This window comes from Planktothrix sp., from assembly GCF_046067725.1.
GTDB lineage: Bacteria > Cyanobacteriota > Cyanobacteriia > Cyanobacteriales > Microcoleaceae > Planktothrix.
The window spans coordinates 1-23061 of record NZ_JBJUDF010000329.1 but is presented as its reverse complement, the minus strand read 5'-3'; the positions used below and the strand labels follow the sequence as shown (position 1 = coordinate 23061).

Sequence of the window (23061 nt, the reverse complement as noted above, 5' to 3'; positions counted from 1 at the left end):
TGAAAATCTTGAATTTCTTGTAATTTTGCTTGAACTTTCCCTTGTGTCAGGTTAGATTCAGCTTGAGATAATCCCGATTCTAAACTGGGACAAACCCCAGAACGCCATAAATAAAACCCACCATTCCAAATGGCAGCCTTCATCAGTTCACTACTATGGCCGGCTAAAACGGATTGGATTTGTTCAATTAAAATCGGAGTCGAGGGTAGAGGCACTTCTTTCCCTTCAAACCCATAATCACTGGGACGCAATAATAATCGTTCAAAGTAAATATCATCCACCTTCGGGTGAGAGTCCTGTTCTGTAACTAGGGTAGAGTCTTTAATACTATGTTGGGTTCCTTGACTGGGTTGACGTAAGCCAATAATACAAGTGCGATCGCGGGGTAAATCACAACTGCCTTCTAATCCTTTTACCGTCATAAATTCTGTCACCCCACGCAATTGCAACGCTTCTCGAAACAAAGTTTCTGTGGGGGGATGGACATAACCACAAACCACCGTTGCTTGTCCTAAATAGGGTTTCCACATCAATTCCATCGTGGCTAACGGGGGACGTTTACCAATTTCCCGACGATAGGTGACTAAACGTTCCGCTTCTGGGAAATGTTGAGGTAGATAAACCAACCCCAAACCCAATTGAGTAAAAGCTTGTTGAGTTTGCACCAGGGATAATTGAGACCAATTCACCCCCAACCCTTGCCAAATTTCCATTAAAGGAATCCCTTCTTTTGTAGGCATTCGCTGACCCCCGTGTAAAATTACCGGAACCCCTGCGGTGGCTAAAATTAACGCCGTCAGAGGCGCTAAGGGAGTAGTGCGAGAGCGACCATCATAAGGACAACCCAACACCATTGGCAGAGAGTCAACCGACTGAAGTTGAGGGCCAATTTCCTCATAGGCATCCAACATTCCCGCTAATTCTTCACCCGTTGGACGTCGGATGCGATGAGCGATTAAAAATGCACCAATTTGAGCCGGAGTTGCCTCCTGCAATAACATTAATTTCATAGCTTCAGCCGCTTGAGAACGGCTCAACGCCTGACTGGTATGGGTTCCACTACCCACTTGACGAAGGAACTCTCTAAATCGATCACTCATGCTATAAAGTCTTGACGGTTGACGGTTAACCGAAACTCCAGGTTTGAACTTCAATTTGATCCTAGCTTTTTTAGGGAAACACAGGGGTTTGAGGAGTTGAAGACTCAATTTTATCCCTGAAGTTGACCCGGAAGGTTATCATGAACCAATTGCCAAAAATAGGCAATGGGGGGAATTTGCATTCGATCCGGTGTTGTCACAATGACCACTTCACGAGTCCAGGTTTGATCTGCATCCGTAGTCATTACCGAACTATTGATAGACAACTTAGGGTTTCCAGAGTAGATGGGTGCTAACCTTCGGACAGCTAACGTTGGATCACTCCGTGCTTCGAGTAAGGCAGAATAAGGTAATAAAGCGATCAGTTCACCTTGACGGATCACCCCTCGAAAGCCATCTAATGTATTAAGTTCTAAAACTGCATTGAGTTTAGCTCCAGCTTGGGTAAATTTTTCTTGAACTAAACGTTGCATTCCATAACCATCTTTAAAAACAACTTGCGGATAACGAATTAATTCATCCCAAGGCACTTGAGAATATTGGGTTAAGGGGTGGTTACTCCCCATTAAAACTTCAATCGGTTCTCGATAAAGAATATCAACAACAAGTTCTGCACTGGTTGTAAAAGAACGATTATTCATAATAATAGCAATATCAACTAATCCATCCTTAAGCACTTTTAAAGCGCGATCGCTTCCCAAGGATGTTACCCGTAACTGCACAGTCGGATAGGCATAACAAAACTTCTGCAATACCGGAGGTAGATAAGACGAACAAACCGAATGAATGGCAGCAACACAAAGTTCCGGTTGTTTTCCCATCAGTAAGGACGCTAATTCCTCTTTTGCACTCTCCCAACTTTGGCAAATTTTGCGAGCATAAGGCCAAAACCGTTCCCCTCCAATGGTTAATTTAGCTTGAGCGGTGCGATGAAATAAAGGTAAACCCAGTTCTTCCTCTAGTCCCTGTACTTGTCGGCTAATGGTTGATTGAGTGACCCCACATTGACGTGCAGCTTGTTGAAAGCTTCCCGTCTCAGCAACAGACAGAAAAGATTGCAGTTGCTCTAAACGCATAAAGACAGTTATCAGTTATCAGTTATCAGTGATCAGTTATCAGTTATTAGTTATTAGTTATTAGTGATCAATTTTGGGTGAAGAACTAATATCAGCCACCTCAAAAGCTGGCATGACAAAACTGATGTAGAGACGCGCCATAGCACCTCTCTATGCTTAACAATAATAGATTTACTGATTCCATTTAGTAGAAGGTGATACAGGTTTGAAAGAAAAGATACATTTGTAGTCAGTCCTTTAGAGCTTCCATCCTAATTTACCATTCTGATAACGCTTTTAAAATCCCTTGTTTGAGATCAGGATTAATAGTCTCTTGATTTAAGAAATCTTGTAAATATTGATAAGTTTCTTGACACTCAATTTGTTTTAAAGCTGAAATACAATGGAAACGTACCGAAGGGTGAGGATCAGCTAAAAGTTGAATTAAGGGATCAACAGCCGAAATTAACCCTAACTTGCCTAATTGTAATGCCATTAACTGCTTAATTTTATAATTAGAAATAACAGAAGAATTGTCCCTGAGTAAATCTACAATAATCGGAGTTGCTTGTTCCCGTAATTCGATCGTTTCGACTCGTCCTATTCCTTGAATAATTTCTTGGATTAAAGCTAAGTCTATTTCTGATAGAGAAGATTGATTGAAATTCAATTCAGAGTTAAAATTAACAAGAATTTCTTGTAAATAGCTTAAACTCTTAGAGGTTTCTATCCATCCCAAACAACGAACCCCTTCTAGTTTTAAAGATAGCGGAACACTGGGAGATTGAACTTGCTCAAATAATGCGGTTGCAGCTTCATCCGTTTTTAAACGAGCTAAAGCAAGTTGAGCTTGTTGGCAAACTTCCGGTCGAATATCCCATAATAACGGTTTAAGTTTTTCAACTAAATTAATATTTCCTAATAAATCTAATCTCAATCCTAATCCAATGACAGCTTCTTTTCTAACATTAGCAACCGGATCATTTAAAGCGTCTAATAAAACCGGAATGACTCGATGATCATGAAAACTTCCTAATGCTTCAATGGCGATCGCTCTAATTTCAGGGTTAGAATCATGAACAACCGTTAATAACGGGGTAATCGTTTCAGAATGAGGAATTTGAGCTAAAGCTACTATTGCTAATCGTTTACACTCTTCCTGTGTTAATAATTGGGTTAAGGGTACAATAGCTGAAGTTCCTAAACTTGCTAAGCTAATAGCGATCATTTCCTGAAGAGAAAGTTCATCTTCCGTGGCTTCGGGTTGACTCGTTTTGAGCAAATTAATTAAAGGTTCAATCACGACTTCTGATTTAAACTGACCCAAAATTCGAGCCACAAACCAACGCATTTCTAAATCAGCCGTTTCATCTTGTAAAATATTCAGAAGCGGTTCTAAGACATCGGCTCCTAAATCGGGTAAAATTTTACTAATTTCCCATCGCTGTTGAAAATCACCCTGTTGTAACTGGGTTAAAACTAAATTCACGATGGCTTCGGGTTCTTGTTCTGAAAAATCCACGTTTGATAGTTGATGGTTGACTGTTGACCAATAACCGATGGGCTACATCCAGCCCCAGGCTATCATTATTTCTAGTGTAGAATATTTATGCTCCATTTTAGTCATTCTTCCTTAATTGATGCACCTGTACAAGTCGTTTGGGAATTTCATACCCGACCGGATATTTTGCAACTTTTAACACCTTCTTGGCAACCTGTAGAAATTGTTCGGCGAGAGGGGGGGTTAGATGTCGGTGCTATTTCTGAATTTAGAATATTATTAGGGTTTATTCCCCTGCGATGGGTAGCGGTTCATACCGAATGTAAACCCTTAGAATTATTTACCGATGAACAACAAGAAGGAATTGTGGAAAGTTGGATACATCGACATCAATTTGTCAATGAAAATGGCAAAACTCGCCTCACCGATACCATTACCTATTCTCTCCCTGGAGGAGAATTAGCAGAAACACTATTAGGTTGGTGGGTGAATAGTCGTTTAGAAGATATGTTTACCTATCGTCATCAAGTCACCAAACGTGAATGTGAGAAAGGTTGATGATTAAGTCAGATTCCGATTGTCTTTTTTCTTAATCCGAATCAGTTGATAGGAACCTTTTTGATCAATCAGTTGATATTGATTGTTCAATCCTAAATTGTTTAATTCACGGGGATGTCCAAGAATTAATAAACTTTCAGAACCCGAATTTTGAACCTCTGGAGTATTAATATAGTGAATTGCATCAGTAAGTTCGGGATAATATTCAACCGGATTTTGAGTATAAAAAACTAAACTCGGTTTTTTAAAGCCAACCATGATTAATTGTTCTCCTAATTTTCTTTGCTGAACAACGGTTTGTGCAAGGTATCTTAACGGTTCTTGTCGATGATTATCGAGTAAACTATAGGCAGGGGTAGCTACCCAGACAAAAAATATAATAAATCCTAAAAGATTAATAATAAAAATTCTTGAAATTCGTTTTTGATACCAACTTATTGTTATTGCGAAGGTAGTCATTAACCAAATTAAAGCAGAACGATGAGGCAGTCCAGAGGTTTGTAAATCCGTTCTAAAATTGGGCATATCTGCATCATATCCTAATAATTTATAACTGAAATAACTAATAATAGCAGCCCCTAAAAGTAAGATAATATTGATCAAAATAGAAATAGAAAAGAATTTAAAGATATTTTTTTTAAAACCAAAATTAAAATAATCTTGATTGTTTTGAAAGATGTGATCATTCCAAAAAATTGACACTAATAACGCGGAAGCTGGCATCAAGGGTAAAACATAACTGGGAAGTTTAGTAACAGCTACAGTAAAAAACAGAAAAATTACAGCAAACCAAAATACAGAAAATAATTTTAGTTGTTGAATACGAGTTTGACGTTGCCAATAGCGACGTTTCCAGAACTGTGTTGAAGTGATCGCCACAGGTAAATACACAGAAAAGGGAGCAAAACCCACTAAAACCACGATAAAATAGAAATACCAAGGAGCAGCATGATGATTAACAACGCTGGTAAATCGTTCAAAATTGTGATAGCCAAAAAACGAGTTAATATAGCTTTCTCCATTAATTAAAGTGACTAAAATATACCAAGGTAAAGTCATCGCAAAAAAAATAATACTTCCTTGTAAGGGAAGCATTTCTGATAAAACTTTGTTTACTTTTCCAACATAAATTAAAAATGAACCAATAATTAAACCCGGTAAAACAATCCCAACAGGCCCTTTTGTTAAAACGGCTAAAGCTGATAAAATATAAAAAGCTAAATACCAGAATTGAGACCGATTAAAACCTGAAATTAACAATAATTTAAAAGGGTTTAAATTCTTAACCTGTTGCTTATTTTCACTCAATGGAGAACTATTTTCTTCATGGGTTGCATATCCTAGAAAAAAAGCCAATAAAGCCGAACCCATGCAAGCCGTTAATAACAGATCTGAAACCCCAATTCTTGCCCAAGCAATAATTTGAGGATTAAAAGCCATTAATGTAGCAGCCATCCAAGGTAAAGGATGTAAAATAACCGTTCTGAATTGAGGTTTATAAAAGGAACCCATTAAGCTTTGTTGTTCATACTTTTGAACAGTATAAAATTGAGTCCATTGAACATAATAACTTAAGGTATAAAATCCCAAACAAACTAGAATAAAAGCAGAAAAAGCGGAAGGAAGACGCACTCCCCACTCATTGACTCCAACCATCTGATAAGCAATAGCCATTAACCAATAAATTAAGGGGGGTTTATCAAATCGAGTTTCTCCATTAAAATACGGAGTAATCCAATCTCCCGTCACTAACATTTGACGAGAAGCTTCTGCAAATAAAGGTTCGGTTTCATCCAATAAACCTAAATTTCCGAGATTCCAAAAAAAAGCTAACCCACCGATTAAACCTAACCCTAAAATAGCCAGGAGCAAAAAAAACCAATGTGTTTTAATTGGATGTGAAAAAAAGGCTTGAGTCTTTTGATCTGAACTTAATTTCATGATTAACTGTAAGTACCTTAATGGGCCTAAACCGACCATTGGCTGTTGACTGTTGACCCCAGAAATGCCAACAGTAAACCCCCAACCAACACCCAACTTAAGAAAGGATATCGATTAGTTATTATCACCTATTCAGGGAATGGATGAACTGGAAACAGGATGATTGCCTATTTCCTATTTTTCAGACGAAAATTGCTCCTGGGTCTTAGCGGGTTTGATCATCAACTGCCATTCCTTGTTTTGAGGATTCCAAGCCGGAAGGGAGGTTTCCCCAACAATATACGGCCCCCAATAGTAGCGAGAACCATCCGGTGCGAAAACAATTAAAATATCACCAGATTTGAGGATTAAATCCTGGTCTGGGAGAGATAAAATTAACCCGTCTGTACTTCCTTCTTCGGGAGCAAAATCCCAGTGCACAGATTCAGCCATTACCAACGATGAACGGCTGAGTAAAGCCACACGCACCGGATGTTCCGTAAGGTTACTGACTCGGAATGACCCTTGATGATGACCAGGGGAAGCAGCAGGAGGGGATCGTTTTGGGGGACTCATCGTAGATTCATCAGAGGAAACAGGAGTCCTAGTGCGAACAGATGGCCTTGGAATAGGGGTTTGAGGAAATGCCGTGGATAAGGGAGTCGAGAGAGACAAAGCCACCTGTTCAGAGGAGATTCTTTCCGTTGACTGGACACAATAGCGAAATAAGAATTGCCTTAAACTAATTAAGGTTAATAAAATAGTTCCAGTAATCACAAAGGCAGGATACAGTTTAGCTTTCATAATCTTTCGGTTTAAATTAGATCCTGAATTTCATAACACTCCATACCGTTTTTTATGCAGAATACCCGTCTCAATCGACTTGTAACTGTTGTTAATACCCAACTCGGACGATGGTTGTTAAATCCTTGGCGACGGATTTCGCTGCTGATCATTAGTTTATTATTAGGTTTTGCCTTAGCACTATCCATATCTTCGGTAGCGGGACAAAAAGCCAATTTAGATGTGACCGTTGCTTTAACGTTATCTATCCTCGTAGAAGGAGTTAACTGGTTAGCCTATAGTAGTCCTAATCGTCTGCGACAATCCTTTTGGATAGAAAACCTAAATGCACTTAAAATCGGTTTGTGTTATGGATTATTTTTGTTAGCTTTTATGTTAGGTTCGTAAAACAAACATTTTTTAGGGTGTGGTAATTGTCGATGATAGAAATTCTGCAAGCTTGGGTTCATGGACACACTCCCCATCCGACAGATTTAGAAATTTTAGAACAGTGGGAATTGTCTAATTCCAAAGGAGGGAGGTTGTGGGGAATTACACCTGAAAATGTTAGACAGAAACTACAGGAGCGAACCGATCTTTTCTGTAGACTCTTCCAAGAGAATCTTGACTTTCCTTTGTTGTCTCAACAGTTAGAAACCCTGTGGAAGTTTTGGCTTCCTTTTGCGACCCAACTGGTTGAATTCCGTCAACAGCTAGGTCGTCCTCTAGTTCAAGGAATATTAGGGGGACAAGGAACCGGAAAAACAACCTTAGCAAAAGTCTTAACTCATATTTTGTCTCTTTTTCACTATGACACACTCAGCTTGTCCTTGGACGATTTATATAAAACTTATTTAGAACGTCAACATCTCCAACAGTTTGATCCCCGTTTAATTTGGCGGGGGCCACCTGGAACCCATGATATTGAATTAGGAATTCAAGTTTTAGATCAATTACGTCAACCGTTACCCAATCAAACGATTGCAATTCCTCGGTTTGATAAGTCTTTATGGTCGGGTGCTGGCGATCGCATTTCACCTGAATTAGTTACAGGAATTGATATTATTTTATTTGAAGGCTGGTTTGTCGGATGTAGACCTATTGCTCCTGAAATCTTTGATTTTGCACCTGATCCAATTGTGACAATTTCGGATCAACAATTCGCCAAAGATATGAATGAACAATTAAAAAATTATATTCCGTTATGGGAAAGATTAGATCAATTAATAATTTTAAATCCAGTGGATTATCGATTATCAAAACAATGGCGTATTCAAGCTGAACATGACATGATGGCTCAAGGAAAATCAGGAATGAGTGATACAGAAATTAGTCAATTTGTTGATTATTTTTGGAAAGCATTACATCCTGAATTATTCATCAAACCTTTAATTAAAAATCCCGAATTAGTTAATTTAATTGTAGAAATAAACCCCGATCATTCTATTGGGAATATTTTTAAAAATTAATAATCTCAGTAATAGGGCAATTACGAATTACGAATTACGAATTACGAATTACGAATGGGCACTCTTGCAATAAGGAAAAAATTATTTCTTCCCTACCTCTCCTGCTCCTCCTCTCTCCCTGCTCCTCCTCTCTCCCTGCTCCTCCTGTTCCCCCTGCTCCTCCTGTTCCCTCTTCCCTGCTTAACTCATTAAGCTCGTCGAATATTAAAACAACACCATTCTTGCCGACGCCATAAAGTCGCCACCACCCAACCATGTTGTTCTAAAGTATCAGCAATGGGTTTAGCTTGCTCCATTAAAATCCCGCTTAAAATCGCCCAAGTATTTTTCTTGGTGATCGCAGCAAATTGAGGAATCAAATCAATAATAACTTCCGCTAAAATATTACAAACAATACCATCAACCGGTTGATCTGCTAATTGAATTACTTGCAGTATACTGCCATCTCTAACAATAATTTGATCCGATGAAATCTGATTTAATTCGCAATTTTCTTTCGTTGAACGGGTCGCTAACGGATCATTATCCACTGCATAAACCTTTGATGCTCCTAATAATATTGCGCCGATGGATAAAATACCCGAACCACAACCAATATCTGCAATTACCGCTCCCTTGTTGTCTCCCCCTAACCGCATTTCTAAAGATTCTAAACACAATTGAGTTGTTGCGTGGGTTCCGGTTCCAAAAGCCACCCCTGGATCTAATCGTAATAAAATCCGATCCGAATCTTGAGGTAACGCTAACCAAGCCGGATAAATTAAAAAGCGATCGCCAATGGGGGTAGGTTCCCAATGTTGTTTCCAAGCGGTTGACCAGTCCTGCTCATCAATTAAATCCCAAGTCACAGCAGGAACCGGAACTTCCCAACACAGAGCATCTTGACGCAACAATAAAGACAATGCCGCTAAATCCAACAAATGGGCTTTTTCTTCCGGTAAATAAGCTGATAGCAAGCAGGAACTATTCTTAATTTGACTTGCTGTTCCCCGACAACCAAAGGTTTCCATCCGCCAAAAGACCGCATCCTCTAGCGTCGGATCACATAAAACTTTAATTTCCCACCAACTATTAGCCATAGTTTCAAATCATCAGGGAATAGGGAACAGGGAACAGCTTAACTGGGAACATAACCATAATGCGTAGCACTATATCAGGTGTAGGGGCAGGGTTTTCCTGCCCAGACTGACTAATCTTCTTCCACTGATAACTGTTTACGGATGACTGATTGCTGGTTACAGCGTTACCGTATAAGCATCACGAATGCCAGCGACTTTCATGATTTCGGCTAACAAACCTTCAGGTAAGGGGTCATCAAGGCTTAAGACCATAACCGCTTCACCTCGAACGATTTTACGTCCGACTTGCATACTGGCAATATTGACATTAAAGCTACCTAAGAGCGAACCAATTTTACCAATAATTCCGGGCATATCCCGGTGAAGGGTAAATAACATATAACGGGTGGGAGGCACGTTAATAGGGAAATCGTCAACGTTCGTAATCCGAATTTCCTGATCTCCTAATAGAGCTCCAGTAACGGAATGACTTCCTAACGAACCCTTCGCTTCCAAATGCAGGGAACCTGTGTAGTCCGTAAAGGCAGCATCACGGGTTTCAATCACTCGAATTCCCCGTTCCTTGGCTTCAATACTAGCATTCACATAGTTCACCCGTTCCCGTAACGCTTGGGACAGTAACCCTTTGAGTGCGGCAATGACGACCGCTTGACTATTGGTTCCTGCCAGTTCCCCTTGCAAACGCACATCAAGAAAGTCTACCCGACCCCCGGCTAACTGACCCACTAAATTACCGAGGGTTTCCGCCAGTTGCAGATAAGGTTTGAGTTTTTCCAACACATCGGGATAGAGCCCCGGAATATTCACCGCAGACCGGGCGGGTAAACCGAGTAACACATCCCGAATTTGTTCGGCAACATCAATGGCCACATTGACTTGGGCTTCCTCTGTAGAGGCCCCCAGATGAGGAGTCAGAACAATTTTAGATCCCAAGTCCCGTAGGAGAGAATCCGCTTCTAGGGGTTCATTCTCAAACACATCCAGGGCAGCCCCGGCAATTTGGCCATTTTTCAATGCTTCGGCTAAAGCGGCTTCATCGATCACCCCACCTCTAGCACAGTTAATGAGGCGGGCGGTGGGCTTCATTTTAGCGAAGACTTCAGCATTGAACAGATGATAGGTTTCTTTGGTTTTCGGAATATGCAGCGTAATATAATCGGACTCCCGAATTAATAAATCCAAGTCTACCAAGCGGCAACCAATTTGATCCGCCCGTTCTTGGGAAATAAACGGATCATAAGCCAAGAGTTTCATCCCCAGAGCTTTCGCCACCGCAGCCACATGGGAACCAATCTTACCCAGCCCAACAATTCCCAGGGTTTTCTTATAAACTTCTACACCAATGAAGCTTTTGCGATCCCACTTTCCACTTTTCACCGATTCGTTAGCATCGGGAATGTAGCGAGAGGAAGATAACATCATCGCCAAGGCGTGTTCGGCCGCAGCAATGGTATTTCCTTCTGGGGAGTTAACAACAACAATCCCTTTGCGAGTGGCCGCAGGAACATCCACATTATCCACACCGACGCCAGCCCGACCAATAATTTTTAAGTTATCGGCGGCTTCAATAATTTCTTGGGTGACACGAGTTCCAGACCGGATCATCAAAGCATCATACTCTGGAATAATCCGCACCAGTTCTTCTACAGGTAAACCTATTCTGACATCCACCTGAGCAACTTGAGAGAGGATGTCTATACCAACTTGATCAATAGAATCGGAGACAAGAACCTTCGGCATGATTTAGGCAAATGGGTTGCAATAGCAGGAAACGAAAGATCACCCCCTGAGAAAATCCGCTAGGGGGATGTTCGAGAGAGTCTTCATCAGCTTTTCTCTCTCCCAACTGAACGGTCTATGTAAATACCGCAGTAGGTTATTTTAACCGTTAATGGGGTCTATGCACTGGGAATCCTTGGAAAAAATTTAGTTTTGTTACAGTCTAAGGGAAACACAGACCACAGGGGAAGCAGGGGACACAGGGGGAAGCCGATCTTGTGTAGACTAACAATAGTATGATTGCTAATCTTCAAATTCTCCTATGAACTATCTGGTGACTGTCCTTTCGGATCGCATGCAAGCAGAAACCGCTTATGTGGCATTAGAAAAAGAAGGAATTCCCACTACTCAAATCACGATTTTAGGAAAAGGTTATAAAAGTGCAGATGAATTTGGCTTAATTGATCCTAATGAAAGCGCAATTAAACAAGTTAAATTGATGGCAACTTGGTTAATTCCCTTTGGGTTCGTAGCAGGTTTTAGCTTTAGTTTAATCACAGGATTAGAAACCTTTGCTTGGGCTGGAGAGGTGGGAAATCATTTGATCGGTGCTCTTCTGGGTGCAATTTCTGGAGGCTTAGGCAGTATTGTTGCGGGAGGAGGTGTCGGTTTAATTGTTGGGGGTGGGGATGCTTTACCTTACCGCAACCGTCTCAATGCTGGAAAATATTTAGTTGTGGTTACGGGTTCAGAAACCTTGATGCGAAAAGCAACTCGGATTTTAAGACCGTTGGAACCGGAAAATATTCAAGGCTACACGGTGGGGGATAATTTGGTTTAAAGGGGTCAAATTTTATCCTTGAATCGGTATAAATCACCCATAGGTATTTGTAATGATTCAGGATTGATATTTTTTACGTTCCTTTTAATTTAGGTGAAAAATGTTATCATCAATAGAGAAAAAATCTGATTCTAGTTTAGTGAAAATCGCCTAATGTTACCACGAGATGAACTTTTAAAAGGCATTGAAAATCGAGACAGTCTAGCCCGAATTCTCGATCTCGCAGAACAAGCCCTAAAAACCTGGGAAATTACCTTAACGGATTTTCTCTCTCCTCCTGAATTAGCAGAGGCTGAAAAAGTCTTTAATCGATTAACAGAAGTACAAATGGTAGCCTGGGGGGGTTATCCCCAAGCGGAACGTCAACGCTTAGGAATTACCCGATCTGAATTACCTTTGGATGTCTTCCAGGTCGAGGTTGTGGTTTTAGAGATTTCGGGTAATTTCCTATTTGATCCGGCGACCCATCGAGATTTTTTAGGAGCAATGTTAGGAACCGGAATTGTCCGAGAAAAAACAGGAGATATTATTGTTTTAGGAGAACGAGGTGCTCAAACCATTGTTACTCCAGAATTAGCAGATTTTTTAGAATTAAATTTAACCCAGGTACGTTCGGTTCCGGTGAAAACCCAACGTATTGATCCGGGGGAATTAAAAGTTAAAGAACCCAAGAAAAAGGAGTTAACAACGGTGGAAGCTTCCCTGCGTTTAGATGCGATCGCTTCTGCTGGTTTTGGAATGTCTCGCAGCAAAATGGTGAGTTTAATTGATGGCGGAGATGTCCGGGTTAATTGGAAGGAAATTACCCAAGCTAGTCATCAAGTTAAATCTGGAGATTTGATTGCTATTCGCGGGAAAGGACGGTTAGAAGTTAAGGATATTGCGGTTACGAAAAAACAACGCTATCGGGTTGAATTAACTCGTTATCAATAAAAAAATCACGAGGACAGGGGTTATGAAACGACTGTATGATCCAGCATTTGAAATCTTAAAAAAAGAAGTTCATCAATGTGCTCAAAAGGATTTGGCGGGAGAGGTAGGAGAAAAAATAGTTTTAAAACGATTAGAAAAAATGCGATCGCAATCAGGAGAACCTCTAACAGCCAATGAATTAAAAGAGTTAATGAGTGATCAATTTCCTACTTTTAGTGAAGAGGTTTTAAAAAAAGCAGCTAAAGTGAATCGTCCCTCTGGAATTTTTCCTAAATTAGTGTTTGGAATAGCAATTTTAGGAGGATTTACCGGAATTGTCGCCCTTGCTAATTTACCTTATCCGATGATTCGCTGGCCTGTGGCTAAAATGGCTCCGTTCTTACTAATTCCGAGTTATATTAATATGGATTATAACTATCGACAAGCGGTGTCGCTCGTAGAACAATCGGATCAATTAATTAATCAAGCAACAGCGATTACAGATATTGAATTAGGACTTGAAAAAGTTAAAAAATCTCAAAAGCACCTCGATCAATTACCTGTTTGGTTTTTAGGCTATTATCCTCAAGCTTATTGTTCGGTTAGGGTTTGTATTTGGCGATTTACCTTTGATGAATATGAAAGTGCCCGTAAGAATGTAGGACGCATGGAATCTAAAATTTTTCAAGAACAAAATGCTTATCAAGAATATAAAAAAGCTGACCAATTAATTCAAGAAGCGCAACAAAAATTTCAAACGATTCCTCCAGGGAATGAACAACAAAAAATTATTGCAACGTGGCAAACAGCTATTGATCAGTTAGACAAAATTCCCCCCCAAACCTTAGCCGGAAAATTAGCCGAAAAACAGTTACAAACGGCTCAACGAGATTTTCAACAACAGCTTGGATTTGTAGCAGGAAGTATTAAAGGAAATACCTTAATTGATGCGGCAATGCAATTCGCCAGTCAAGCCGCAAAAAGTGTTCAAAATCCGCCTCACACCGCTAACGAATGGCAACAAGTGATTCAATTATGGGAGGAGGCAATTGATCGTTTAGAACAAGTGCCAACGGAGAACCCTAGCTATTTAGAATCTCAGAAGAAATTAGCAGAATATAAAACAAATTTAGGAATATCTCAAACTCGATTACAAACTGAAAAAGATGCTGTTGAGTTAGTTAAACAAGCAAAATCTGCGATTGCTCAATGGCAAAAAATAGCTCGCTCTAAAGATCCTGATGTTGGCTCTTTAATAAGTGAATTAAGCAATATTATTTATACTTTACAACAAGTTCCCCCCGGAACAACGGTGAGTACAGAAGCTCAAAATTTACTGAGTTCTGCTCAACATACTTGGGATAAATTATCAAGGAATTAAGGAGTCAGGATTTAGGATGTTTTCTCCTAATTGATATAGCACGACGAAAAAATATGATACATTGAAAGTTTAGACAAAACATTGATATTTTGAGTCCATCCTGGTCTTGAGACCGATTAACCCTACAATTATGACTGAAACACCACAAGAGTCTTCCCCTTCCCTTTCCTCGACACCAGAGCCCGCAATAGATACGGCTCAATTAGTGCAGTTTTTACGTCGTAAACAAGGAAATTGGGTCGAATGGGGTGAAGCCTGCGCTCAGTTGCAAAAATCCGGTTACAGTCCTCAACAAATTTTTGAAGAAACCGGGTTTGAACCGATTCAACAAAATCAAGTGATTGTAGCTGCACAGGTTTTTAGTTCGTTAGTCAAAGGCAATTTAGCAGAAGAAATTCTATCTTATTTTCAACACAAAGGAAGTGATATTTTATATGAATTTCGGATCTTGACACAACCCGAACGAGTCATTGCTTCTGAATTCGCCAATCAACGTAAATTAGATGCGGATGAAGCTAGAGAATTAACAAAAGCAATGAAAGAATTCTCTCGGTTTTCAATTTCTCCAGAGGGTTTTTCTAACCATCCTGGGGATGTTTTAGCTTATCAAGCTTGGAAATCAGCACGACAACAAAATGATTTACAACAGCGTTCACGGTTAATTGCTAAAGGCTTAAAATATGCTCAGTCTCAAACCGCTAGAGAAAAAATTGAACAACTGTTAACGGATTTTTCAGTCAGTCCAAAACGGTCAGCACCTCGTTTACCAATTTATCGTTTAGAAGCGGAAGAAGATATTCCTCGTTTAATCCCCGTTGTCGGAGAATTTCCGATCACTTTATCGGACTTGAATGCGGTTCCTTTAATGGAAGAAATCGGGAAATTTCGCATTGTTAAATCCTCTGGGAATGCGGCTTGGGTTGCTGTGACTGGATGGCAAGTGGTCATAAATGCAGAAGATCCTGTTGCTATTTTAGGAAATAGTGCTAATTTACCGAATCCTTTACCGAATAAATCTGAACCTGTTTTAATTATTATAGATCGCGCGCAACGAGAATGGGATACGGATGCTTATTTCTTAGTGGAAAGCTCCGAACATTTAGACTTACAATGGTTTGATGAAAATCCCCCCATCTCATTACTTGGAAAGTTAATTTTAGTGGTGCGTCCACAGAAAGTATTAGATGAGGATCAGATCCGTGATGTTTGGCAAATGGATGAATAAAAATTGAATCGGATAATAGGGAACAGGATTAACAGGATTTTAGAATTAACGTTCTGTTTGTCTCTATCCCTTTGTCCTTGTTTATTTGATTTGATGTTGACGATACCAACGATAACCATAAACGGCACTTCCAATTATTAATAAATTAGGATTAACCCTAATAAAAATATTGTTTCTGCTCCAGTTTTAGTTTTAATTTTATCCTGATTCATGGGGAAACCTCCTTTAATTTAATAGCACTGATAACGGTAGAATAGGACAGGTGAATTTAGGGTTTTATTAATTAAAATTTTTTCCAACCTGTCCTTACAGTAATAAAATAGGATTGCTTACCTTATTTTTCGAGAATTAACTATTATTAATAACCCAATTATTCCTAACCCAAAAATCATTCTAGGTTCAGGAACACTTGTATTAGTATTTAATGGATTATTCGGTTTATTTAACTGTTCTTTTCCGGTTTCAAACTGACGATTAAATCGATCCTGAGATGCTTCTGCGGCTTTTAATGCTTGACGTTGTTCGTCATTCACTAGAACAATCATTGAGGAATAAGGCGTCACAATATTATAGGTTTTTGCGATCGCATGAATTCCATCTAATTCAGTTAATTGTTGATCCGAAGTTTTCTGAGTTAACCCCCGAACTAATAACCGCGCAGCAATCGGATCAAATCCTTGAGAATTTGTGGGTTTTTCAGTGTTTTTTTCCATAAACCACCCATAACCATCGGCTACGGTTAAAACCGTCGGTTTAGATTGAGGTGAATTTGCTAAATTTTGGGTCAATTTTTCGGTTGTCGCAATGCGTTTCATCACCTCAGAAATATCCGTTTCAACCCCACCTCCATTGTTTTGAATCATCTTTAATGTTCCATCTTCATAAGCAGGAGCCAAGGAACCTAAATGGACAATCCATAACGGAACCGAAAGCTGAGGAACTCCAGTTTTATCCTCCGATAATTCATAACTTCCTTCATCACTAATTAAGACAATACTGTCATACTGTTGATTTCCCTTTAACTGAATAAACTGACGTAACATTTCCTTAATTTGTAGAGTTCCATAAAACGTTTTTTGATTCACCTGAAACTGCTGTAAATTATCAATAAATTGAGGTTGATTTCCCTCTGGTGCTGTTAGATATAAATCCCCTTGATTATTCGCAAGAATATTGTTTTTAAACCAGTCCAAAGTTTGCGCTAATTCTTGTTGATGGTTTCCCATACTGCGAGAAGTATCAAGAATAATTGCAAATTTTTTCCCTTGAGGTAAAACATAATCTGTTTGAACTAAAGGTTGAGCCGTAATTTTGTAATCTGCTAAGATCACTTCATGGGATTTAAGCGGTTGTTGAGAAGTTGCTAAACTCATTTCTAACCAATCTTGATCAAAACCTTTAATTCTTTTATGATTGCGAATTCGTTCTGTACTATTTGTCCAGAAAATATTGCGTTTTTCTCCTAATTTTGGTAACAGCCATTGATGATCTTGACGCAGAACTTTATAGGTTAACCAAAGGTGCATGGCTCTAGGAGAATTAGGATTAGTTTGCTCCCCAGATAAAGATTTAGGAGGAATGGGAAAAGCTCGCAGACGATAATGTTGAGTTCCCACTTGTTCTAATAATGCGGGATCAACAGGACGTTCCCGTCTAACTTGAGAATTATAAACTTTTTGAGCCGCCCCTCTGGGGGAAACCGTAAAGGGAAAACGGGTAGCTTTATTATTGGTATCTCCTAACCAAAGACCTGTAATCACGGCTGTTTCAGGTAAGGAAAAAGAGTAAAAAATTTCTTCTACATCATTAGTTTGATTTTGATAATGTTCATAGATTTCTACCTCCGCCCAGTCTCCTTGTTCCTGTACATTAACCTCTTGTTTTGCTAACCAAACTTTCTTTTGATTAATATTCAATAATCCTGCTTTTGCTTCATCTAAAATTGCTGTAGATTTCAAAGCATATTGAATCGCAAGGCGTTCTCTTTTTTGGATTGAACAATCAAAAAAGTTAGCATAAAGTTTTTCAGCTTTCTCAGAGTCTTTGTCTAAATCTCCTTGATAAAGAAAGGGAGAAATTAGTTGATTATAGCTATTTTGAATTTTATCTAAAAGAGGTTGAGGCAAGTTAAAAATATTTTGATATAAAGCTTTAATAGAATTACTATCTTTCACCGCTCCTAAATAACGATAGGCGGATAAATAGGCATTCACTAATCCTTTACGGATGGTAGGGGATTGCGCTAATAATTCTTGTTTTTGTTGTTCGGTTTGGGGAATTGTTGCTAACTTTTCAAAGGCTAAACCTTGAGGTTGATGAGAAAAATTAATAAAGAATACCATCCACAATGTGACAATTCCTAATGAAATTTTGGCGGTACGAATGCGACCATATTGGGCTGAAAAGTTGCATAATATTCGTTTTCCTGAGTGAATATAAAGAGCAACAAAAGCAGAAGGCATTCCTAAAAATAGTGTGGCTGTTCCGGCGAACAAAATGGTTAGAATCAAAAAAGATAATAAGAAATCATGAGTGAAAGACCACCAAAGCTCCGTTAACCATTGAAACGAAAAGAAACCCCGTAGAAGAATCACAGCAAGGGGAACTGCATAATAGAAGAGAAAAACCCCCACATAGAACCCTGTAAATAACATTAAGCTATGGGTGGCGAGTTGAATTCCTGATAAAAATTGATAAAGTTTATTGTGTTTTTGTCCGAAGTATCCCCACAATAATTCTATAAAAAAGGCAGCAATACAAATCAGAATAGTTGAGAGGACTAAACGGCTGGCTGGAGTCAGTTCTCGGAAAATAAATAATCGCACCAGACAGAAGAGAAAAAGTGGCGCTTCTACCCCATAAAATAAGCGAATTAATTCAACAGGACGTTGGCGGAAATATCGACCTGCAATGACGGTACAAACGGTGGGAACTCCAATTAAAGCCAGGATGGTCAGCGTAAATTCTAGTTCAATATCCCCCTGAAGAGTTGCTACCATTACAAACACCGCCACAAAGGGTAAAATCCACAAATAAACAACACCTAAGAAAGTGCCATTCCAAACCCAAAAAATTAATTTAAACACCGAATGTAGGGTTTTCGTTTGATTCATATCACTCCATTGAGATCACGTTTTATGAAGAACGGAAAACGGATGCACTGGCTTAATTTACCAGTTTAACCATCTACACTTCAGCTATCAGTGATTACCCAATTTTAGAGGCAGAAATTTACAATTTGTTACGGTAGAAAGGAACAGAGAACAATAAAAAAGCCCAAGCTACGCAGCTTGAGCTTTTGCTTCTATGAGATGAAATCTAAAAACTGATGGGGTTTAATCTAAATCGAAATGACCGGTTCAAGTTCAACCGTGGTTTAGTAGCGACCTCCGCGATTACCACCACCACGACGGCCACCGCCACCACCACCACCAAAGTAACCTTGACCGCCGCCGGCATCCTCACGGGGTTTGGCTTTATTGACTTTTATACTACGGCCCATCCATTCTGCGCCATCGAGCTCATCAATAGCTTTGGCTTCTTCCGCTTCCGTTTCCATTTCCACAAAAGCAAAGCCACGCACCTTACCGCTTACACGGTCTTTAGGAAGCTGAACTCGTTTAACAGAACCATATTCTGCAAACACATTGGTTAGATCATCCTGGGTGACCTCGTAAGAAAGATTGCCGACATAAATAGACATGGGTTATCTCCAAAATCAAGACAGTGTAGAGGTTGGAATTTCGGAGAGAAGCCTGTCCAAACCAAACGGGAAATGCCCATCGAGACTACAAACAAAAGCTACAACCGAATTTTACTCTCACTGATTATTGTAACACAATCTGTTCAAAAAACAGATCCGGAAATGTTGTATTTTACAACTTAGTAGTGGCGGGAATAATTTTGTTTATTTCCCCAACTTCCTCGAGCGGGTTTGCGTTCTTCACGGGGTCGAGCTTTATTGACTTTTAGAACTCGATTCATCCACTCAGCGCCATCAAGTTCGTTAATGGCCTTGTTTTCTTCTTCATCTGTCATCATTGATACAAATCCGAAACCCCGTTTTTTGCCACTTTCCCGCTCTACGGGGATTTGAACATCTTTCACAGACCCATACTCAGCAAAAACTTCTCTGAGATCGTTTTCCGTAACGTTGTACGACAAATTACCTATATAGATCGTCATTACTTACCTCTTCGATCAAGAAACAAAGGGTGTGCAGTGATTGGAATTCGGAGGTAAGCGGGCAGAAGTTACATTAGAGAGCAAAATTGTTCCTGATGCCATCGCAAACTAGGCTACCGATATCTAATCTATTTAAGATAATAACACCTTTTTCAGAAAAATCTATATCTACCTTTTGATAGAGCTCGTTTTTGTTGCTGAGGTTCTCCAGGCAGTAGATTATTTCTGATTTTGATTCATAAATATTACAAAATGTAAAGATGGGTTTAAAAATTGACGATAATCTCTCTAGGTTAGGAATCTTCAGACAAAAATTGGCTTAAAAATTCGGTTGTTTGTAAACTATCTAACGGTTGAGAAATCAGATATCCCTGTCCATAATTACACTCTAACTCTTTCAATTTTTCAAGCTGGGTTTTGGTTTCAATCCCTTCAGCGACTACATCCATGCCTAAACTATGGGCTAAGGTAATAATCGTATGGATAATTTCTGCTCCCTCGGTTTGAGACTGAATTTTACTCACAAAAGATCGATCAACTTTTAAAGTACAGAGAGGAAATTTATGGAGGCGACTTAAGGAAGAATAACCGGTACCAAAATCATCAATACATAATTGAATCCCCAAGGTTTTCAGTTGTTCAATTAAACCGGCTTCATCACTTAAAATTTCTAAAAAGCAGGTTTCAGTAATTTCTAGTTTTAATTTCCAGCTTCCAAGCGGATAAATTTCAAACAGATATTTAAACTTTTCAACTAAATCAGTTTGTTTTAAATCAAGGGTAGAAAGATTAACACTCAGGGTCAGAGGTGGTAAATGAGGAAACTTCTGATTCCAGCGATGAATTTGATGACAAGCTTCTTTAAAAACCCATAAATCAATGGCTTGAATTAATCCTGTTTCCTCAGCGATCGGAATAAATTCACTAGGACTAATCCTTTTTCGGAGAGGATGATCCCAACGAATTAACCCTTCAAATCCGGCTATTTTTCCTGTATGTAAATCAATAATAGGCTGATAATATAATACAAATTCTTGTTTAAGAATAGCGTCTCTTAACTGATTTTCTAATTGTAACCGTTGCAAGGCAGGAATCTGCATGGCACTGGTTAAAACTTGATAACATCCCTTCCCTAAACGCTTAGCTTGATACATGGCAATATCAGCATCTCGAATCACTGCTTCCGGTTCAGAATATCCCATTGTACTGAGAGTAATCCCAATACTAACCCCAGTAAAAATTTGATTTTGATGAATATAAAAAGGATGTTTAAGCTGTTCAATAATACGTTCGGCTACATTTGTCGCTTCATTAATATCTTGAATTTTTTCTAATAAAATAATAAATTCATCTCCTCCCAGTCGTGCCACAGTATCCTTCAGCTTGACTTCCGCCGTTAAACGACGAGCTACACTTTTTAATAATTCATCTCCGATCAAATGACCCAAGCTATCATTAATGACTTTAAACCGATCTAAATCTAAAAATAAAACTGCATATAAATAAGATTTTTGATTTTTCGTTTTTTGAATGAGGTATTCAATCCGATTTAAAAGCCAAGTTCGATTCTTTAACCCCGTTAAGTTATCATGAAAGGCATCATATTTGAGTTTTTCTTCCCGCCTCAATAATTCTGTTTGTGTTTTTTGTAAATGAGCTAACACTAAAGAAAGTTCCATCGTTCGTTGATAAACTCGTTCCTCTAATTGTTGATTCGTATTTTCAATTTCTGCTTTAGCCGCTTGCAACTCAGCCGTGCGTTCTTGGACTCGCACTTCTAATTTCTCAAAAGCCGCCTTTAACTGCATTGCCATTTGATGAAATGACCGTGCTAAAATTCCTACTTCATCGTTGCGATCAAGTTCAATTTTTGGGTTTAATTCCCCTTTAGCGATCGCTTGACTCGCTTGACTTAATTGAATAATGGGGGTAGTAATCCAATGAGCCGTAATGACTCCAATAAAACTAGCAATCGTTAAAGCTAAAAAACATAACCCAAAGGTAATCTTTTGATTCTCATTAATCGGATTCATAAAATCACTTTCAGGCACAACAATACAAATTAACCAATCAATTCCTTTAGGATCTGAAAAGGGAAAAATCCCGACCATATATCGTTCCTGATTCCAATCAAAATCAAAGGAAATCGAGTTGTAAATCTGCTGAAGACTCTCGACATGATTTTGTAATTGTTTTGTGGTTTCTCGAATCAAAAAATCCTGACTTTCTTGTGCTTTAATTCTTTGCAATTGACCGTGTTTCATCTGAAAAGGATTGTGAATCGAAGAACTGGCAATCAACATTCCAGAGCGATCCATAATAAAGCTGTAACCGGATTGACCAATTTTTAACGAGCGAAGAACATCACTAATTTCTGATAAAGTTAAGGGGGTATCAAAAACGCCTAATAAATCTCCCTGTTGATTATAAATGGGTAAGACTGCATCAATGGCTAAGGTACTTTGATCAAACCATAAATAAATCGGACTCCAAGTCGCTGTTTTTGATAGAATAGCAGCTTTATACCAGGGACGAGTTCGCGGATCATAATCAGGAAATATCTTTAACAGTTGACCTTTTTCTCCACTTGAAGTTAAGGCATAGGTATGGTATTGATTTTGAGTAGAATTCTCAACGATTTCCAGATTAAACTCTTGATTTCTTAGTCTTTTAATTCCCAAATATTCCCCGTTTTGATTTCCCCATGCTAAATAATCAATCTCTGGAAAAGAATGGAGTTGCTTAAGAAAAAACGGTTTCAGGTCGGTAATTTTTTTTAAAGAAACCAATTTTGAATTCAAGGCATTTTTATTAATCTCATTCACCAAATGAGCCGTATTAAGATAGGTTTTCAGATGTAACTCAATTCGGGTACTGATTTCTTGACGTAATTGAGTCGCTAAATCATTAACCGCTTTCTGACTACTTTTATAGGAGAAAAATCCCGTCATTCCGACTGCCATCACAATTTGTAGCACAAAAGGAATAACGAGCAGTTGACGGAGTGACAACTTCACCAGTGTTGATCTCCTGTTACGTGAATAAAGGTTAGGTTCTGTTCTGGATCTATCTTAAGAAATAATTATTAAGCTCAACAACCTAATATTTGATTGTTCAAACAACAAGATTAAAGAACGATGAACTACAAAAAGACTAACAACCCTGAACTTAGAATTCCAGACCTTGCTGACATGGTTATGGTTTCTTAACAATGCTAACCCTTTTGTAGAGTGCGTTGCTCCTAGGTTCGACGACCTCAAATCTATTCCTCTCTAACTTAACACAGGGACAATCATTCCCAAGATTCAATCCATCCGATCTCAAGACTTTGAG

At 38.9% G+C, this 23061-nt stretch carries 18 protein-coding genes; 7 read left to right on the top strand and 11 right to left on the bottom strand.

Annotation, left to right across the window (positions count from 1 at the left end):
• The 3 genes from ACKPEB_RS20450 to ACKPEB_RS20440 all read right to left on the bottom strand — a co-directional run.
• Positions 1-1100: anthranilate phosphoribosyltransferase family protein (locus tag ACKPEB_RS20450; protein WP_408966850.1), on the bottom strand; the 1100-nt coding region annotated here is incomplete at its 3' end.
• Between the two features lie 110 nt (positions 1101-1210).
• A complete protein-coding gene (locus tag ACKPEB_RS20445) occupies positions 1211-2176 on the bottom strand; it encodes a LysR family transcriptional regulator (RefSeq protein WP_408966849.1) in 966 nt (321 codons plus the stop codon).
• A 256-nt stretch (positions 2177-2432) separates the two neighbouring features.
• Positions 2433-3677, bottom strand: coding sequence for a HEAT repeat domain-containing protein (locus ACKPEB_RS20440; RefSeq protein WP_408966848.1), 1245 nt, complete (start codon positions 3675-3677; stop codon positions 2433-2435).
• 87 nt (positions 3678-3764) lie between these two features.
• Here ACKPEB_RS20440 and ACKPEB_RS20435 point away from each other — a divergent pair, with 87 nt between their 5' ends.
• Positions 3765-4214: an SRPBCC family protein gene (locus tag ACKPEB_RS20435; RefSeq protein ID WP_408966847.1), complete on the top strand. Its 450-nt coding sequence runs from the start codon at positions 3765-3767 to the stop codon at positions 4212-4214.
• A 3-nt stretch (positions 4215-4217) separates the two neighbouring features.
• On the opposite strand, the gene ACKPEB_RS20430 is transcribed toward ACKPEB_RS20435, so the two are convergent.
• The gene (locus ACKPEB_RS20430; protein ID WP_408966846.1) at positions 4218-6155 is read right to left on the bottom strand and encodes an ArnT family glycosyltransferase; all 1938 of its coding nucleotides are present in this window, start codon (positions 6153-6155) and stop codon (positions 4218-4220) included.
• 174 nt (positions 6156-6329) lie between these two features.
• Entirely contained in the window at positions 6330-6938 is a 609-nt protein-coding gene (locus tag ACKPEB_RS20425) for a hypothetical protein (RefSeq protein ID WP_408966845.1), read from the bottom strand.
• Between the two features lie 54 nt (positions 6939-6992).
• Between ACKPEB_RS20425 and ACKPEB_RS20420 the strand changes: the two genes are divergently transcribed.
• Together ACKPEB_RS20420 and ACKPEB_RS20415 are read left to right on the top strand one after the other, a co-directional pair.
• Positions 6993-7325, top strand: a complete 333-nt coding sequence (locus ACKPEB_RS20420; RefSeq protein WP_408966844.1) for a DUF565 domain-containing protein — start codon at positions 6993-6995, stop codon at positions 7323-7325.
• A 32-nt stretch (positions 7326-7357) separates the two neighbouring features.
• Entirely contained in the window at positions 7358-8386 is a 1029-nt protein-coding gene (locus ACKPEB_RS20415; protein ID WP_408966843.1) for a glycerate kinase, read from the top strand.
• A gap of 188 nt (positions 8387-8574) precedes the next feature.
• Here ACKPEB_RS20415 and prmA read toward each other — a convergent pair whose 3' ends face one another.
• Positions 8575-9465 (bottom strand): 50S ribosomal protein L11 methyltransferase, encoded by an 891-nt coding sequence (gene prmA, locus ACKPEB_RS20410; RefSeq protein WP_408966842.1) that lies wholly within the window; start codon positions 9463-9465, stop codon positions 8575-8577.
• 156 nt (positions 9466-9621) lie between these two features.
• The gene (gene serA, locus ACKPEB_RS20405; RefSeq protein ID WP_408966841.1) at positions 9622-11205 is read right to left on the bottom strand and encodes a phosphoglycerate dehydrogenase; all 1584 of its coding nucleotides are present in this window, start codon (positions 11203-11205) and stop codon (positions 9622-9624) included.
• 301 nt (positions 11206-11506) lie between these two features.
• Here serA and ACKPEB_RS20400 point away from each other — a divergent pair, with 301 nt between their 5' ends.
• The 4 genes from ACKPEB_RS20400 (at position 11507) to ACKPEB_RS20385 (ending at position 15543) form a co-directional block, all read left to right on the top strand.
• A complete protein-coding gene (locus tag ACKPEB_RS20400; RefSeq protein WP_408966840.1) occupies positions 11507-12025 on the top strand; it encodes a hypothetical protein in 519 nt (172 codons plus the stop codon).
• A gap of 153 nt (positions 12026-12178) precedes the next feature.
• On the top strand, positions 12179-12958 hold the full coding sequence (locus ACKPEB_RS20395) for a photosystem II S4 domain protein (protein ID WP_408966839.1): 780 nt from the start codon (positions 12179-12181) through the stop codon (positions 12956-12958).
• A gap of 22 nt (positions 12959-12980) precedes the next feature.
• Entirely contained in the window at positions 12981-14318 is a 1338-nt protein-coding gene (locus ACKPEB_RS20390; protein ID WP_408966838.1) for a hypothetical protein, read from the top strand.
• 130 nt (positions 14319-14448) lie between these two features.
• Positions 14449-15543 carry a RuBisCO accumulation factor 1 gene (locus tag ACKPEB_RS20385; protein WP_408966837.1) on the top strand — a complete coding sequence of 365 codons (1095 nt, stop codon included), beginning with the start codon at positions 14449-14451 and terminating at the stop codon, positions 15541-15543.
• A 329-nt stretch (positions 15544-15872) separates the two neighbouring features.
• Here the strand turns inward: ACKPEB_RS20385 and ACKPEB_RS20380 are convergent, their stop codons facing one another.
• From ACKPEB_RS20380 to ACKPEB_RS20365, 4 genes are all read right to left on the bottom strand, one after another.
• Positions 15873-18656: a TIGR02921 family PEP-CTERM protein gene (locus ACKPEB_RS20380; RefSeq protein WP_408966836.1), complete on the bottom strand. Its 2784-nt coding sequence runs from the start codon at positions 18654-18656 to the stop codon at positions 15873-15875.
• Between the two features lie 263 nt (positions 18657-18919).
• Complete coding sequence (locus ACKPEB_RS20375) at positions 18920-19246, bottom strand: RNA recognition motif domain-containing protein (protein WP_408966835.1); 327 nt, start codon at positions 19244-19246, stop codon at positions 18920-18922.
• A 179-nt stretch (positions 19247-19425) separates the two neighbouring features.
• Positions 19426-19728 (bottom strand): RNA recognition motif domain-containing protein, encoded by a 303-nt coding sequence (locus ACKPEB_RS20370; protein WP_408966834.1) that lies wholly within the window; start codon positions 19726-19728, stop codon positions 19426-19428.
• A 293-nt stretch (positions 19729-20021) separates the two neighbouring features.
• Complete coding sequence (locus ACKPEB_RS20365) at positions 20022-22745, bottom strand: EAL domain-containing protein (protein ID WP_408966833.1); 2724 nt, start codon at positions 22743-22745, stop codon at positions 20022-20024.
• Positions 22746-23061 lie beyond the last annotated feature (316 nt).